We start from the raw sequence: 15,574 nt of genomic DNA, 5'->3' as shown, positions 1-15,574 counted from the left end.
GACGATGCGGAGGCTGGAGGGCATCGTCGCCTCGGCGATGGACGGCATCATCACCATCAACGACCAACAGCGGATCGTGCTGTTCAATCCGGCGGCCGAGCGGATGTTCGGGATGTCTGCGTCCGAAGCCCTGGGCGAGAACATTTCCCGGTTCATCCCAGCGCGCTTCCGGGCCTCCCACGAGGCGCATATCCACCGGTTCGCCGAGACCGGCGTCACCAATCGCCAGATGGGCTCGCTGGGCGCGCTCAGCGGCCTGCGCGCCAACGGCGAGGAATTTCCCATCGAGGCCTCGATATCGCAGGTGGAGGTGGGCGGCGAGCGGCTGGCCACGGTCATCCTGCGCGACATCACCGAGCGCAAGGCCGCGGAGGACGCCCTGCTGGCGAGCCGGCGGCGGATGGAAGGCATCGTCGAATCCGCGATGGACGCCCTCATCACCATCGACGACCAGCAGCGGATCATCCTCTTCAACCCTGCTGCGGAACGCATGTTCGGCGTTTCCAGCAAGGATGCGATCAACGCGCCGATCGATCGCTTCATTCCCGAGCGGTTCCGCCCCGACCACGCCGAACATATCCGCAAGTTCAAGGAGGTCGGCGTGACCACTCGCCGGATGGGCGCGCTCGCGGCGGTCAGCGGTCTGCGCGCCAATGGCGAGGAGTTCCCGGTGGAAGCCTCGATCTCGCATGTCAAGGTCGGCGGCGCGCACCTCGCCACGGTGATCCTGCGCGACGTCACCGAACGCAAGGCCAACGAGGAGGCGCGGCACCTGCTGGCGCGCGAAGTGGACCACCGCGCCAAGAACGCCCTGGCCGTCGTCCAGGCGGTCGTTTCGCTGACGCGCGCGGCGTCGAAGGAAGACTTCATCACCGCGGTGCGCGGCCGCGTGCTCGCGCTCGGCCGCGCCCACTCCTTGCTCGCGCAGAGCCACTGGAAGGGCGGCGACCTGGCCCAGATCGCCGTCGACGAAACCGAGGGCTGCCACAAGGGCGGCCAGGTGACCCTTACGGGACCCCATGTCCTGCTGGCCCCCAACGCCGTGCAGCCGGTCGGTCTTCTGCTGCATGAGCTGTCGACCAACGCCGTGAAATACGGCGCCTTGTCCGTCGCCGAGGGCCGGGTGGACATCGCCTGGTCCATTCTGCCGGACGGCGACTTGCAGCTCCGATGGACGGAATCCGGCGGGCCGCAGGCGCAGGAGCCGGCGGCCAAGGGCTTCGGCTCGACCTTGATCAACGAGGTCACGACCCGGCAGCTGGGAGGCTCTCTCGCCCAGGCCTGGCCGCCGGACGGCATGAGACTGGTCGCGACCCTGCCGGCGTCGACCTATCGTCCGGCCGCGCCGGTCGTCGCGGTCGCTTCGCAGGAGGCCAGCATCATCGACGGCCATCGGCGTGGACGCCTGCTCGTGGTGGAGGACGAGACGCTGATCGCCCTGGCCATCTGCAAGGATCTGACTTCGCTCGGCTGGGACGTCATCGGTCCCGCGGCCTCGGTCGAGGAAGCCGAGCGGCTGCTGGAGGCGAGTTCTCCGCCCGACGTCGCCGTGCTCGACGTCAACCTCTCCGGCACGCTCGTCTATCCGTTTGCCGACCGATTGCGGGCGCAGCAGGTGCCCTTCGTCTTCTGTTCGGGCTACGAACAGCTGGAGAGCAATCCGGCCTATGAAGTCTGGCCCCTCGTCAGGAAGCCGGTCGACGTGCGCCTGCTGGACAATGCCCTGCGACACGCCCGCGAGGCCGCCTAGAGCGTGACAGCCGCTAACGGGCCGAGGCCGGAAATGTCACGACGAACTTCAGCCCAAGCGGATCCGGCGCGCCCGCATAGTAGTCCGTGCTGACGATCTGCGCCGTCGAGCGGATCGCCGCGTCCAGCCGGCCGTGGTCGCCGGCCCGCGCCTCCCGGGTGTCGGCGTCGCTGCGCGTGCGCACTAGGAAGCCTGCCGCCACCAGACGGCGGATGCGATGCTCCTGCGGTCGCGGGTCCTGGATGTTGAAGACCGCGGCCTCCGGCTCGGCCTCGTCGTAGAGCCCGAACATCACCCGCCCGCCGAGCGAAGGATGACCTGCCCGATAGACCTCTCCGACGCGCGGGCTGGAATCCAGCACCAGCAGCACCTTGCCGCGCGCCGCGATCCGCCCCGGCCAGCCATGCGCCATCACCGCCTCGCGCAGGCTTGCGGCGCCTCCCCGGACGTCGTCCGGCGTGACGATCCCGGCCCGTCCGAACGCCGCCACGGCGATCCGGTCGACCTCGCCCAGGCTCTCCGACGTCCAGAGCTCCGGCTTGGGCGCGCCGGGAACCGGCGTCTCCTCCTCCTTCACGTTGACGAAGATGACGATCAGGTCGTGTGCGCGATGGGCCTGCGACCAGTCGGCGACCGTCTGGAAGCATTGCGCCAGGCTGGCGCAGAGCGTGCGCTCGTCCACCACCGGGATGTGCAGCACCTTCGGTCCCGGCGCCTGCATCGCGGCCTGCTGCGCCGGGTCGTCCGGGTGCGCCGCGGCGTAGCGGCCGCCGGCGCTGTCGGCCCAGGGGTCGAACTCCAGCTGCCGGATCCCGAGGTCGAGCTGCCGGGCGATCGGCAGATGGCCATACTCGAGACCGGCCGAGCGCGGCCCCAGCGTCGCCCGCAGCCGGGCCAGGTCCTGCGGCCCAGGCGCCGGGCGGTAGCTGTTGTGCGAGCCCAGCCAGCTCAGCTGGTCCACCCGCAGATCCGCCGGCGCCCCAGACGCGACTGCGGACAGGGCGGCGGCCAGCGCCAGGGCCGCGACCGGCATCAGTAGCGGCCCCGGACGGTCACCGAGACCGTGCGACCCCAGTGGTAGATCTCCATCGGCTGGTCCTTGGTCTTGCCGTAGACGAAGCGGTCCTGGTTGCTGAGGTTCGAGCCTTCCAGCACCACCGAGTAGTTGCGGTTGAAGGCATAGGACAGCGAGCCGTCCAACGAGCCGTAGTCGTCGACGTAGTTCGGCGCCGTCGTGGTCGAGCCGATCCCGTTCAGGTACTTCGAGCGCCAGAACCAGCCCAGGCGGGCCGACACCGGCCCCTTCTCATAATAGCCGACCAGGTTGTAGCTGGTCTTGGACAGGCCGATCAGGTCGTCCGAGATGGCGCGGTTGCCGGCGAAATAGCTGGCCTTGCTCTTCACCGCGGTCAGCGAGGCCTGCACCCCGAAGCCGTCGAACGGCCCGGGCAGGAAGCTGAACACCTGGTTGTAGGCCAGCTCGACGCCCGACAGCTCGGCCTCGCCGCCGTTGACGTTGGTCGAGAGCAGGACGTCGCCGCGCCCGGGCACCTGGATGGTGGTGTTCTGGGCGGTGATGTAGTCGTCGAGCTTCTTGTGGAAGACCGCCACGGTGACCGCCGTGGTGCGGGTCGGATACCACTCCAGCGAGGCGTCGTACTGGGTCGCCAGGAAGGCGTCCAGGTCCGGGTTGCCGCCCGACGCGGTGGGCGAGTCCCGCGAGACGGTGATCCGCGGGGCGATGTCGGTGACGTTCGGCCGGTTGACCACCCGCGAGGCCGCGAGGCGGCCGATCAGCTCCGGCGCGAGCTCCGCCCGCAGGTTGAAGCTGGGCAGCCAGTTGTCATAGGTCTTGGCATAGCGCACCGCGACCGGCGTCGAGCCGCTGACCAGGGTCCCGCTCGCCACCTGCTTGGTGCGCGCGTAGCGGATCCCCAGGTTGCCGGTGACCGGCACGCCTGCGGCGTCGAAGGCGAAGTCCGCCCGCGCATAGGCGCCGAAGATCTTCTCGTCGACCTCGAAGGTGTTGCGCATGTCGGCCGCCGACAGCGGCTGGGCGGCCACGGCGGCGGTGTAGAGGCGCTGGTAGAAGGCGGTCGACGAGGGCGTCAGCCAGGTCCGCGGGCTCGCCCCGGAATAGTCCGACAGGAAGTCGGAATAGGGCAGCGGGCCGTAGAAGTTCGCCCCGAGCGTCGTCGCCGGGACGTTGAGGATGTCGTTCAGCACCCAGTCGCGACGCAGATATTCGCGGTTGCGGTGATGCTGCTCGACCCCGGCCATCAGGCGGGTGAACGGCTTGCCCTGGAACTCCCGCGCCGCATCGAAGCGGATCATGTCGTCGTGGTCGCGGCTGTCCTTCCAGGTGTAGTCGAAGGCCTGGCCGACGTAGTTGGCGGGATTGTTGTAGTCCACCGGGGTGGTCAGGATCGGGATCTGCCCCAGGGTGCGGAAGTCGTAGGTCAGCGGCGCGAAGAAGGCCAGGCGGTTGCGGGTCGTGGCCTTGCCGTCCGGGTGGTAGCTGCGCGCGCTCGACCAGGCGAAGTCGCCGGTGAAGGTCCACAACCCCGGCGACCAGCGCTGCTTCAGCCCGACCGCCACCAGGTCGTGGCGGTTCAGGCTGGTCTCGCGCGAGGCCATCCAGCGGACATTGTTGATGGTCCCTGCGACCGCGGTGTCGCCCACCAGCCGCTGGCTGCCGGCCACGAAGCTCGGCGTCTGGAAGGTCGTGTCGTCCGGATAGATGTCGAGGCCGAACTCGTCGTAGTCGACGTCCAGCCGGTTGGCGAGCAGGTCGAAATCGGTCTGCAGCTCGCTGGTCGGCCGCCACTGGACGGCGACGTCCACCGACTTCTGCTTGCGGTCCTCGGTCTCGATCGTCGAGCGGGTGCGCGAGGGGGTGTAGACGCCGGCGCCCAGCACGCTGGTGAACCTGTTGAGGTTCCAGCCCACCTGGTACAGCCGGTCGTTACGGACCTTCTGGCGGCTGTAGAGGCCGGAGACCGAGACCCCGAGTGTCTTGTCCGCGTTCACCCAGCTCAGCAGGGCCGAGGCCGCCGGGTCGGTCTTCTCCGTCAAATCGTTCCAGGAGCCGCGCAGCGAGAAGGCCGCGGTCTTGCCGAGGTCCAGCGGCTTGAAGGTCCGGATGTTGATGTTGCCGCCCAGGGCGCCGTCATCCATGTCGGCCGTGGGGGTCTTCACGACTTCGATCTGCGAGATGATCTCGGTCGGCAGCACCTCGAAACGGAACTGCCGCCCACGCGCGCCGCCGTTCTCGATCAGGTCGTTGACCGCGATGGAGCGGCCGTTCAGCTGCACGTTCTGGAACTGCGGGCCCAGGCCGCGGACGCTGACGTAGAGGCCCGCGCCGCGCGGGCGCTCGATGGTCACCCCGGTGACCAGCTGCAGGGCCTCGGCGGCGTTGCGGGTCGGAAACTTGCCGATGTCCTCGGCGCTGATCGCATCCAGTCCGTAGGTGGAGGTCCGCTTCAGCTCGGAGGCTTCCGCCAGGCTGCGGGCGTAGGAGGTGACGACGACCTCCTCGACGGTGGCCGGCGCCTCGGCCGCGGCGCCTTCGGCGGCCCGCGTCGGCCCGGCGGCCAGGCATGCGAACGCCACGCCGGCGCAGAGCGCCGCCCTCAGTCTCGTCTTCATTGACTCAAAGCCCCATCCCGGCGGGAACGCGCCGGTCCGAGGTCAAGCTAGCGCAGGCGCAACCTTAGGATCCGCCGCACAACCGTGACGCTTCGGCGAAGGTTTTGTGTTGCGCTACCAACCCCATGGCGCAGCGACGGCGGAAGGCATGCCCATCAGTTTTGCACCGACTGCACAATTTTCGACTCAACCCCAGGGAGATAACAGTGTAGGCTTTCACCACTTTCGCGATTACCTGTGTCTGTCTCCGACAACCGGGGGAAGATCGGCGGCTTGTCCGCTGTCGGCGGCTTCGCGCGGCCTGCGCGACGCCGACGGCCGCGCCGCCTTCGCCCCCAACCGCCGGATGATGCGCCGCCGAATTCGCGAGAGCGGGACCCCGAACCAATCGGGCAGGGAGGCGACAATGGCGACAATCGGCATCGAATGGGTACGTAAGTACAATGGCTTGGCGTCAAATCTCACCAACACCAAGCCGCAGGCGGAAGGCTTCTACAACACCCTGAGCGCGACCCGCTCCTTCGCCTGGGGCGACGACCTGGCCTGGGACCAGGACTTCGAGCAGAAGAACGTCGGCTCGCCGGCGGCGGGAACCGACAGCACCTGGGCGGACAACGTCGACATGCTGTTCTTTTCCGGTCACGGCTCGCCGAGCGGGTTCCTGTTCGGCGTGAAGACTGACGACGCCAAGGCCAAGCCCAGCGAGATCCGCTGGGGCGACAAGGACTTGGAATACATCGTCCTCGACGCGTGCAATGTGCTCGCCCGGGACGGCGTGTTCGGCCGCTGGGGATGGCCGGTGTTCAAGGGCCTGCACTACATCCTGGGCTTCAACACGACGACCTCGGACGAGCCCGACCGCGGGCGCATCCTGGCCCAGTACCTGAACGCCGGGAACACCGTGCGCAGGGCATGGATCAAGGCCTGCCAGGACACCGAGGACTCCGACACCCAGTGGGCCTACCTGCGCGCCGACGCGCCGGGCACAGACACCTACAACGACCATTGGCTGGGCAAGGGCCACGTGTCCGCCGACCCGGACAACCCCAACGTCCTCTATTACGCGCGCGGCGCCTGTTGATCGAAGGAGGGTGAGATGAGTGTGAAGATCCAATTCCCAGACCCGATCGACGTCCCCCGGACGCTGCCCCTCTACGAGGTCGTCCCGCCCGCCTGGACGGCGGACAAGGTCGCCCGGCTCGCAGCGCGCTTCGATATCGGCGCCCGAGCCGTCGACGTCGGCGCGTGGTACGTGGCCCGCAACGACCAATGGACGCTCGAGGTCTATCAGGCCAGCAATTCGCTGCGCCTTGAGCGCCATGACTTCGACGCCGAGGCCCGCGAGGCGAAGGCGATCGCCCTCGACCGCGAGCGCGCGATGGCCATCGCGCACGGGTTCCTGGAGAGTGTGGGGGAAACCCACGCCAAGGCCGACGCCGGATCGATCACCGAACTGGAGGTCGTCAAGGCGACGCGGGGGAAGCCCGACGGTGAACCCCAGGTGGTCGGCCTGCAGGTCAGCTTCCGCTACGCCCACGAGGGCCTGCCGCTGCTGGGCCCCGGAGCCAAGGCCCAGGTCACCATCGGCCACGACGGCGAACTGGCGCAGGCCTACCGGTTCGCCCGCGATCTCAGACGGGTCGGCGAACGGCCCACCATCGGGCCGAAGGAGGCGTTCGACCGGTTCGCCCGCAGCGAGCCGTTCGAAAACCTGGGCGGCAGGGCGCGGGTCACGGTCAAGTCCGTGCAGCTCGGTCTGCTGTGCCTGCCGCCCACCGAGACCCAGGGCGTACTTGCGCCGGCCTATGTGCTGCGCGGCGAGGTGAGCACCGAACTGCAGCCGCGCTACGACTTCGTAACCTATGTGGCGGCGGCCGAGATCGCCGAGGCCGAGGCGAAGCTGCATCGCTGGGCGCATGCGCGTCCGGCGCTGCTGATCGCCTGAGCCGAGGCGAGAACGCGAAAGGGGCCAGGCTCCCCGCCTGGCCCCGAGCGCCTGAACCGGGAAGGGTCTAGCGGCCGCCCGCCGCCTTGCGCAGGCCGACCTCGTCCATCTGGGCGCTTTCCAGCCGGTCGAGCTGTTTCAGGGCCAGGATCTCGGCCTGTTCGGCGACGTGCTCGTATTTCTTCTGGGCCTCGAAGGCCTTGGCGAGCGCATCGCGCGCGCCCTGCTCCTCGACCTGGATGAGGTAGAGGTCCTGGCGCACCAGGTCCATGCGCACCCGCAGCGCGTCGAGATAGCTGACGACCCGCCAGCCGTTCTGCGGGTCCTGGGCGGCGGCGGCCTGCTCAGCCTCGCCCTCGGCCTGCAGCGCCGCCAGCTTCATCTCCACCCGCTGGCGCTGGTCGGCGATGTCCGCCAGCCGCTTCTGCAGGGTCTCCACCTCGTAGGTGGAGAGCTTGATCAGGGATTTCGCCCAGCTGCTCATGCGTGCTCGCTCTGCAGTATTTCACCCAGCCGGCCGAAGGATTCGTCCAGGCCGCTCGCCTCGTCCTTGTCCTGGGACAGGAAGTCTTCGAGGGCGGGGTTCAAATAGATGGCGCGGTCGACCTCTGGATCGGCGCCGGCGCGATAGGCGCCGATGCGGATCAGCTCCTCCATGTTGGAGTAGGCCGAGAGCGCCCGGCGCGCGCTCTTGACGATCTCCCGCTCGTGCGGATGGTGACAGCCCGGCATGGTCCGGCTGATCGACTTCAGGACGTTGATCGCCGGGAAGCGGCCGCGCTCGGCGATGGCCCGTTCCATGACGATGTGGCCGTCAAGGATGCCTCGCACGGCGTCGGCGATCGGCTCGTTGTGGTCATCGCCGTCCACCAGGACGGTGAAGATGGCGGTGATCGGCCCGGCCGTCGTCCCATCCGCCCGGACCGGCCCAGGTCCGGCCCGCTCCAAGAGCTTCGGCAGCTCGGTGAAACAGGTCGGCGTATAGCCCTTGGTCGTCGGCGGCTCGCCGGCCGCCAGCCCGATCTCGCGCTGGGCCATGGCGAAGCGGGTGACGCTGTCCATCATGCACAGGACTTCCAGGTCCTGGTCGCGCAGGTATTCGGCGATCGCCATGGTCATATAGGCGGCCTGGCGGCGCTTCAGCGCCGGCTCGTCGGAGGTGGCGACCACCACCACGGCGCGGCGCAGGCCCTCCTCGCCCAGGGTCTCCTCGACGAATTCACGCACCTCGCGGCCACGTTCGCCGATCAGGCCGACCACCACCGCGCCGCAATCGGCGTTCTTCGCCAGCATCGACAGCAGCACCGACTTGCCGACCCCGGAGCCGGCGAACACGCCCAGGCGCTGGCCACGGCAGCAGGTGGTGAAGACGTTCATCGCCCGGACCCCGAGGTCCAGCCGTTCGCCGACCCGGTCGCGGGCGTGGGCCGGCGGCGGCGGGGCCCGCAGGGGATAGGCGGCCAGCCCCTTGGGCAGCGGCCCGAGGCCGTCGATCGGCTCGCCGAAGGCGTCGACGATGCGGCCCAGCCAGGCCTTGGTCGGCCGCACGGTGGCGGCCGTCGGTTCGATACGGATCTCGGCGCCCGGGGCCACGCCCTCGACGGGGCCGAAGGGCATGAGCAGGGCGCGGGTCTCGCGGAAGCCGACCACCTCGGCCGCCAGGGGCTTCTCGCCGATCCGGTCGATCTCGGCGCGCGCGCCGACGGCCAGGCGCGACAGCCCGCCCCGCGCCTCGATCAACAGCCCGTTCACCGCCGCGACCCGGCCGGAAACGGTCAAGGGATCCAGCCGCTCGACCGCGGCCACCAAACTCTGCAACGAATACGTCCCCAAGCCCGGCAGCAGGTTCGGCGCGTCCTCTTAACCGGGAGTGAAGATTTCGGCGGCGGCGCCGGCGCAAGGCCGGGCCGGAGAAACCATAAGGCTCGCGCCCCCTTCAGGCGCGGCGTCGACCCGCGTGACCTGCGACGAAACCACGCTGGCGCCGACGCCCCGCCTCGATCTTTCCCAAGGAAAACCGCGCGGCCGACGGGCGGAGCAGATGCCGCCACTGCTTCGCCGCAGCGTCCACTCACAAAAGATTCAACCCCGTGGCGGCGGCGTGCGCCGGGCCCGCTTGCTCCCCTGACTCAAATCAGATTAACGATTTTCTTCGCGGGGGAAGGCTTCCATTAACCAGTCTTAAATGACCTGTCGGGCAGCTTAACGACGAGGTTCTGGTCGGATTCCAAGAATCCCAGGGGCGAACGGGGACGCAGTAGGAGAAGCTTATGCGCGTACTGTTGATCGAGGACGACAGCGCGACTGCGCAAAGCATCGAGTTGATGCTCAAGTCCGAAGGATTCAACGTCTATACGACGGATTTGGGTGAAGAAGGCGTCGATCTGGGCAAGATCTACGACTATGACCTGATCTTGCTCGATCTGAACCTGCCGGACATGAGCGGCATGGACGTTCTGCGCACGCTGCGCGTCGGCAAGATCAATACGCCGATCATGATCCTGTCGGGCACCGCCGAGATCGACACCAAGGTGAAGACCTTCTCGGGCGGCGCCGATGACTACATGACCAAGCCGTTCCACAAGGACGAGCTGGTCGCCCGAATTCACGCCGTGGTCCGCCGCTCCAAGGGCCACGCGCAATCGGTGATCAAGACCGGCGACATCGTCGTCAACCTCGACGCCAAGACCGTCGAAGTAAACGGCCTGCGCGTGCATCTGACCGGCAAGGAATATCAGATGCTCGAGCTGCTCTCGCTGCGGAAGGGCACGACGCTGACCAAGGAGATGTTCCTGAACCATCTCTACGGCGGCATGGACGAGCCTGAGCTGAAGATCATCGACGTCTTCATCTGCAAGCTGCGCAAGAAGCTGGCGGCCGCGGCCGAGGGCAAGCACCACATCGAAACCGTCTGGGGCCGCGGCTATGTGCTGCGCGACCCGCACGAGTCCGAAATCGCGGCCTGAGGGTCGCCCCCAAGACGTTTTGGGAGCGTTGAGACGCCCGCCGCAAGGCGGGCGTTTTCATTTGGGGCGGCCGTCAGGCTAGGTTGCGGCCAAGCAGGCAAAGGGGGGAGACAACGTGGGGCGATCGATCGCGCTCGTGCTGGCGCTCATCGTCGGCGTCCTGATCGCCTGGGGCGGACTGCGCCTGCCGACGCCCGTCGCCGCTGACGCCCCGCTCACCCAGTTTTCCGCCGAACGCGCCATGGCCGACGTGCGGATGGTCGCCGCCCGGCCCCATCCGATGGGCTCGGCCGCCAACCATGCGGTGCGCGACCGGCTGCTGGCGCGGATGACCGAGCTCGGGCTCGCCCCAAGGGTTCGGCGCGACGACGTCTTCGTGACCAAGGGCGTCGACCGCATGCAGGGCGGCTCGACCGAGAGCCTGATCGGCGTACTGCCCGGTCGCGACCGCAGCCTGGCGCCGCTGGCCCTGATGGCTCACTACGACAGCGTGCCCGGCGCGCCCGGCGGCGCCGACGACGCCTCCGGCGTCGCCACCGCCCTGGAGACAGTGCGCGCGATCCGCGCCGAGGGCGTCCCCGTCCGCGACGTGGCGGTGATCCTCACCGACGGCGAGGAGATGGGCCTGTTCGGGGCCCGCGCCATCTTCGCCGACGATCCGCTCGCCCGGCGACTGGGGTTCGTCCTCAACCTGGAGGCCCGGGGTTCGGGTGGGCGGGTGCAGATGTTCGAGACCGGCCGCGACAATGGCGCGGCGATCGACCTCTTCCGGCGGACCGCCGTGCGCCCTTCCGCCGGCTCGCTGTTCAGCGAGGTCTATGAGCGCCTGCCCAACGACACGGACTTCTCCCTCGCCCGCCAGGCCGGGATCGCCGGCTTCAACTACGCCTTCACCAGCCAGGCCTTCGACTACCACGCGCCGACCGACACCCCGGCCAACCTGCAGCCCGGGTCGCTGCAGGATCTCGGCGACCAGGCGCTGTCGGCCGCCCGGGCCCTGGCCTTCTCGCCCAGCCTGCCGCCGCGCCAGCCGGACGCGGTCTATGGCGTGCTGTTCGGCGATGCGGTGCTGGCCTATCCGCCGGCGTGGGGCTGGGCGCCGCTGGCCGTCTCGGCCGCCCTGATCGCCCTCGCCCTGGTCCGCGCCCGCAGGCGCGACGCCCTGACCTGGTCCGAGGCGGCGCGTGGGGCGGGCTGGGCGCTCTACGCCCTGACCAGCCTCGCCGCGGTGCTGCACCTGGCGGGCGCGGCGGCGGCCCAAGGCCCGCTCGCCGCCGAACGTCTGCTCGCCGTCGCCGGACGATGGGAAGTCGCGCAACTGCTGCTCGCCGCCGGCGTCTTCATGTTCGCCGTGGCGGAGGCCGCGCGCGGCCGCCGGATCCAGGCCGCGCTGCTGGCGCTCGTCGCCGGCCTGGGAAGCTGCGCGGTCGCCCGCGGACTGGACGCCGTAGGCCTGGGCGAAGGGATCGCCGCCGCCCTCCTGGCCCTGGCCGTGGGCGGCCAACCGGCGGACCGGCCCGGGGCCTGGGCGGGCGTCCTGCTGCTGGGCCTCGCCGCCGCCTGCCTCGCGCAGATCCTCGCCCCGCAGATCGCCTATGTGCTGACCTGGCCGCTCGTCCTCGGCGCGCTTGGCGCCGCCGCCACCGACCTCGGCGCGGACCGCCGGCGCGGCCGGCTCGCCGCCCTCATGCCGTTCGCCGCGATCGGCGTCGGCTGGGCCGCCATCCACGCCCACCTGATCGTGGTGGTGACCAGCCTGCCCGAGCTGCTCGCCCTGCCGCTGTTCATGAGCGCCATGACGGTCTGGCCGCTCGCCCAGCCCGCCGCCGGCGCGCCGCCCGAGCGACTGACCGGACGCGCCCTGCTGTTCGTCGGCGCGGTCCTCGTCGCTGTCATTCGTCTGTCCAATCCCTGGGACGCACGCCACCCCCAGCCGGCCTTCGTCGCCTACCAGCTCGATCAGGACTCCGGCCGCGCCTGGCGGGTCGGCGACGCGGAAAGGCGTTCGGCCTGGTCGGACGCCGTGCTGCGGGCCGACGGCGGCCGCATCGCCGAGCTGCGCCACTGGGCCTGGCCCCGGCCGGTCGACGCCGCGCCCGCCAAGATCGTCCCGGCGCCGGCGCCGATCACCACGCTCGCCCACGCCGAGGCGGGATTGATCACCGTAAAGGTCGCGACCCCGCCCGGCGCCCGCACGCTGACGCTGCACCTCTCCCCCGACACCCCGGCGCGCCTGGTCGCGATCGCGACGGCGGCGACCGATGCGCCGCTGGCGCCGGGCCGCTGGACCCAGCTGCGCTGGACCGCGCCGCCGGAGGGCGGGCTGACCCTGGTGCTCCGCCCGGGCGGGCCCGGACGCCTGCAGCTGCGCTATGCGATGGCGTTCGACGATTGGCCGGCGGGCGCCGTCGCCCCGCCCCCGCCTCCGGCCGGAACCATGGCGACCGGCCGCTCCGGTGAAACGCTGGTCACCGGAAGCCGCAGCCTCGCTTGGTGATCGGCCGCGATTTCGGCTAAGCCTCGGGGCCATGAGCGACGTCGTCATCTATCACAACCCGAGCTGCGGCACGTCCCGCAACACCCTCGCCCTGCTGCGCGAAAAGGGGCTCGAGCCCAAGGTCGTCGAATATCTGAAGACCGGCTGGACCCGCGAACAGCTGCAGGACCTGCTGAAGCGGATGGACGCCAAGGCCCACGACATCCTGCGCGTGCGCGGCACCCAGGCCGAGGCGCTGGGCCTGACCGACCCCGCCGCCTCCGACGAGGCGCTGATCGCCGCGATGATCCTGGATCCGGCCCTGGTCAACCGGCCGATCGTCGCCACGCCCAAGGGCGCGGCCCTCTGCCGCCCGGCCGAGATCGCCCTGACGCTGATCTGATTGAAGGTCGAAGCGGTGGCCTACCGCCCATAAACCTTCGTCATCCCGGACGGCCTGAAAGGCCGATCCGGGACCCAGGGCCGTGCGCACCGCCCCTGGGTCCCGGCTCTCCGCTACGCTACGGCCGGGATGACAGCCTAGGTTAGGCAAGCCGGGGCGGCGCCCCTCCCACGCGCGAGCCCCCGCGTGACAAATCGCGCAGGCCCCGCTTGCGGCGGATCCAGGCATCCTCCGCGCCCCGTCAGGCTTGGCGGTAGGCGACGTTAACCCCAACCGTCTAGAGCGGAGAGGTGATGCAGGACTTCCGACTGCCAGACCTCCTTGTGCGGCAAGCGCCGCGTATGCTCGCGGGCGCCGGCGTGGTGCTGGCCCTTGCCCTGGGGTGGAAGGCCGCCGAACAGGTCCTGGGCCCCGCGGCGCGCGCGCCGACGTCCCAGACGGCGCCGCTCGCCGTCCAGTCCCGCCCCGCGGCCCCGGCGCCCGAGAAGGTGCCCGTGCGGGTGCTGCCAGGCGAGACCCTGGCCGAGGCGGTCGAACGCGCCGGCGTCGCGCCCGACGAAGCCCGCCGCGCGGTCCAGACCCTCGGCGAGGCCATGGACACGGTGAACATCAAGGCCGGCATGGCCTTCGAGGCGGCCGTCGCCCGCCCCGCCGCCGAGCGCGGGCATGCGCAGCTGATCAGCCTTTCGCTCCAAGCCAGCCCGGTGCGGGCGCTGACGCTTTCGCGCACCTTCGACGGCGCCCTGACCCTGCGCCAGAGGGACGAGGCGGTCCGCGAGGACACCGTCGCCGCCGACGGCGAGATCGAGGGGTCGCTCTACGAGACCGCCGAGAAGCTCGGCGCAACGCCGACGATCACCGCCCAGGTGGTCAAGCTGTTCGCCCACAAGCTCGACTTCCAGCGGGACATCCAGCCGGGCGACGACTTCAAGCTGGTGTTCGACCGCACGGTGACCGAGAGCGGCAAGACCATCGAGGTCGGCGACCTGCAATACGCCGAGCTGCACGGGGTCAAGTTCTACCGCTTCGAGCGGCCGCACGGCGACGCCGAGTACTTCGACCAGTCCGGCAAGAACATCAAAGGCTTCCTCCTGCGCACCCCGGTCGACGGGGCGCGCGTCACCTCGGCCTTCGGCATGCGCAGGCATCCGGTCCTGGGCTACACCCGCGCCCACCAGGGCATCGACTTCGGCGCCGGACAGGGCGCGCCGATCCTCGCCGCCGGCGACGGCGTGGTGGTCGAGGCCGGACGCAAGGGCGGCTACGGCAACTGGCTGCGCATCCGCCATGCGGGCGTCTGGGACACCGGCTACGGCCATATCTCGCGGTTTGCGCCCGGCATGCGGCCGGGCGTGCGCGTCCGGCAGGGCCAGGTGGTGGCCTATGTCGGCGCGACCGGCCTGGCGACCGGCCCGCACCTGCACTACGAGATCTTCCGGCGCGGCCAGCGGGTGAACCCGCTGAGCGCCAAGGTCCCGCAAGGCACGGTCCTCGCCGGCCGCGAGCTGAAGCGTTTCAAGGCCGAGAAGGCTCGGATCGACGGCCTGCTCGCCGCCCAGGAAAAGCCCCAGACCCTGGCGCTGGCCGAGGTCGGCCAGGCGCTGCGGCGCTAGTGTCCCGATTCCGAAGTTCGCAGGCTCTTGTGGCGGGCTCCGACGAACTTCGGGATCGAGAAGGACACTAGCAAGGTATATGTTTCTAGTGTGCTTTTTGGATCTGAAGTTCGCTCCGGCGCGTGACCCAGATGCTGGCGAACTTCAGATCCAGCACACTAGCGCCTACTTCACCGCGCGCAGCTTGACCTGCAGCTCGCGGGCGACGTTCCAGGATTCGGCGGCCTTCTCGCGCAGCTGCTCGCGGGTGATCTCGCCGGCCTGCAGCCTGACCTGCCACTTGGCGTCATAGACCTGGACGATCGCCTCCACCTCGAAGTCCACGTCCATCACCAGGGCCAGCATGGTGTAGTTGGCCCGCGCCGCGATCCAGGCCTGGTTCTGACGCTTCGACATCATGGTGAAGGTCAACGGGGTGAAGGACCGCACATGGGTCGGGTCCGACCAGAAGGTGTCGTGGCGCACGTGCGGCACATGGATCTCGACCAGGCCGCCGGGCGCGGTCACACGCCAGATTTCGCGCATCACCGCGGCGAAGTCGTCGAAGGCGGCGCCGACGTGCTCCAGCACATGCTTCAGCAGCACATGGTCGAAGGCGCTGGTCTCCAGCGGCCAGGGCGTCGTCTCGATGTCCATCAAGAGGTCGGGCTCGCACCCGGCGAAACCGTCGGCGTTCAGCCAGCCGTCCCGCTTGTCGAAGCCGCAGCCGAGATTGAGCTTCACGCGGGGTCTCCCTGAGCCTGTGGCCCGGCGAGCCTTAGGCGAGTCCA

At 69.6% G+C, this 15,574-nt stretch carries 12 protein-coding genes; 7 read left to right on the top strand and 5 right to left on the bottom strand.

Translation table 11 applies throughout. The features are described from left to right. Positions 1–4: 4 nt before the first annotated feature. A complete protein-coding gene (locus ACSQ2B_RS21800; RefSeq protein ID WP_436053227.1) occupies positions 5–1,750 on the top strand; it encodes a PAS domain S-box protein in 1,746 nt (581 codons plus the stop codon). Positions 1,751–1,763: 13 nt separating this feature from the next. Here ACSQ2B_RS21800 and ACSQ2B_RS21795 read toward each other — a convergent pair whose 3' ends face one another. Together ACSQ2B_RS21795 and ACSQ2B_RS21790 are read right to left on the bottom strand one after the other, a co-directional pair. Further along, positions 1,764–2,783: a phosphatidylinositol-specific phospholipase C domain-containing protein gene (locus tag ACSQ2B_RS21795; RefSeq protein WP_436053225.1), complete on the bottom strand. Its 1,020-nt coding sequence runs from the start codon at positions 2,781–2,783 to the stop codon at positions 1,764–1,766. Beyond that, positions 2,783–5,401 (bottom strand): TonB-dependent receptor, encoded by a 2,619-nt coding sequence (locus ACSQ2B_RS21790; RefSeq protein ID WP_436053223.1) that lies wholly within the window; start codon positions 5,399–5,401, stop codon positions 2,783–2,785. The genes ACSQ2B_RS21795 and ACSQ2B_RS21790 overlap by 1 nt, the downstream gene beginning before the upstream one ends. 406 nt (positions 5,402–5,807) lie before the next feature. Between ACSQ2B_RS21790 and ACSQ2B_RS21785 the strand changes: the two genes are divergently transcribed. Further along, on the top strand, positions 5,808–6,482 hold the full coding sequence (locus tag ACSQ2B_RS21785; RefSeq protein WP_436053221.1) for a DUF6345 domain-containing protein: 675 nt from the start codon (positions 5,808–5,810) through the stop codon (positions 6,480–6,482). 15 nt (positions 6,483–6,497) lie between these two features. Then, on the top strand, positions 6,498–7,346 hold the full coding sequence (locus ACSQ2B_RS21780) for a hypothetical protein (protein ID WP_436053219.1): 849 nt from the start codon (positions 6,498–6,500) through the stop codon (positions 7,344–7,346). 67 nt (positions 7,347–7,413) lie between these two features. Here ACSQ2B_RS21780 and ACSQ2B_RS21775 read toward each other — a convergent pair whose 3' ends face one another. Both ACSQ2B_RS21775 and fliI read right to left on the bottom strand, forming a co-directional pair. Then, positions 7,414–7,830, bottom strand: coding sequence for a flagellar export protein FliJ (locus ACSQ2B_RS21775; protein WP_436053217.1), 417 nt, complete (start codon positions 7,828–7,830; stop codon positions 7,414–7,416). Then, positions 7,827–9,164 (bottom strand): flagellar protein export ATPase FliI, encoded by a 1,338-nt coding sequence (gene fliI, locus ACSQ2B_RS21770; protein ID WP_436053215.1) that lies wholly within the window; start codon positions 9,162–9,164, stop codon positions 7,827–7,829. The genes ACSQ2B_RS21775 and fliI overlap by 4 nt, the downstream gene beginning before the upstream one ends. A gap of 452 nt (positions 9,165–9,616) precedes the next feature. Between fliI and ctrA the strand changes: the two genes are divergently transcribed. The 4 genes from ctrA to ACSQ2B_RS21750 all read left to right on the top strand — a co-directional run bounded on the left by ctrA (position 9,617) and on the right by ACSQ2B_RS21750 (position 14,804). Further along, positions 9,617–10,312, top strand: a complete 696-nt coding sequence (gene ctrA / locus ACSQ2B_RS21765) for a response regulator transcription factor CtrA (RefSeq protein ID WP_436053213.1) — start codon at positions 9,617–9,619, stop codon at positions 10,310–10,312. A 115-nt stretch (positions 10,313–10,427) separates the two neighbouring features. Further along, positions 10,428–12,809 (top strand): M20/M25/M40 family metallo-hydrolase, encoded by a 2,382-nt coding sequence (locus tag ACSQ2B_RS21760; RefSeq protein WP_436053211.1) that lies wholly within the window; start codon positions 10,428–10,430, stop codon positions 12,807–12,809. 31 nt (positions 12,810–12,840) lie between these two features. Beyond that, positions 12,841–13,191, top strand: a complete 351-nt coding sequence (gene arsC, locus ACSQ2B_RS21755; RefSeq protein ID WP_436053209.1) for an arsenate reductase (glutaredoxin) — start codon at positions 12,841–12,843, stop codon at positions 13,189–13,191. 341 nt (positions 13,192–13,532) lie between these two features. Next, the gene (locus ACSQ2B_RS21750) at positions 13,533–14,804 is read left to right on the top strand and encodes a peptidoglycan DD-metalloendopeptidase family protein (protein ID WP_436053207.1); all 1,272 of its coding nucleotides are present in this window, start codon (positions 13,533–13,535) and stop codon (positions 14,802–14,804) included. Between the two features lie 165 nt (positions 14,805–14,969). Here ACSQ2B_RS21750 and ACSQ2B_RS21745 read toward each other — a convergent pair whose 3' ends face one another. Continuing rightward, positions 14,970–15,527, bottom strand: coding sequence for a class I SAM-dependent methyltransferase (locus ACSQ2B_RS21745; protein WP_436053205.1), 558 nt, complete (start codon positions 15,525–15,527; stop codon positions 14,970–14,972). Positions 15,528–15,574: the final 47 nt, after the last annotated feature.

It is taken from the genome of Phenylobacterium sp. LjRoot225 (assembly GCF_964252855.1).
Classification (GTDB): domain Bacteria; phylum Pseudomonadota; class Alphaproteobacteria; order Caulobacterales; family Caulobacteraceae; genus Phenylobacterium.
Note: the sequence above shows the minus strand (reverse complement) of the source record. Positions and strands in the feature narration are given on the sequence as shown.

Excerpts from the sequence above, each read along its gene's own strand:
- ACSQ2B_RS21790 (WP_436053223.1), bottom strand. The coding sequence starts at position 5,401 with ATGAAGACGAGACTGAGGGCGGCGCTCTGCGCCGGCGTGGCGTTCGCA.
- ACSQ2B_RS21785 (WP_436053221.1), top strand. The coding sequence starts at position 5,808 with ATGGCGACAATCGGCATCGAATGGGTACGTAAGTACAATGGCTTGGCG.
- ACSQ2B_RS21780 (WP_436053219.1), top strand. The coding sequence starts at position 6,498 with ATGAGTGTGAAGATCCAATTCCCAGACCCGATCGACGTCCCCCGGACG.
- ACSQ2B_RS21800 (WP_436053227.1), top strand. The coding sequence starts at position 5 with ATGCGGAGGCTGGAGGGCATCGTCGCCTCGGCGATGGACGGCATCATC.
- ACSQ2B_RS21795 (WP_436053225.1), bottom strand. The coding sequence starts at position 2,783 with ATGCCGGTCGCGGCCCTGGCGCTGGCCGCCGCCCTGTCCGCAGTCGCG.
- ACSQ2B_RS21750 (WP_436053207.1), top strand. The coding sequence starts at position 13,533 with ATGCTCGCGGGCGCCGGCGTGGTGCTGGCCCTTGCCCTGGGGTGGAAG.
- ctrA (WP_436053213.1), top strand. The coding sequence starts at position 9,617 with ATGCGCGTACTGTTGATCGAGGACGACAGCGCGACTGCGCAAAGCATC.
- ACSQ2B_RS21775 (WP_436053217.1), bottom strand. The coding sequence starts at position 7,830 with ATGAGCAGCTGGGCGAAATCCCTGATCAAGCTCTCCACCTACGAGGTG.
- arsC (WP_436053209.1), top strand. The coding sequence starts at position 12,841 with ATGAGCGACGTCGTCATCTATCACAACCCGAGCTGCGGCACGTCCCGC.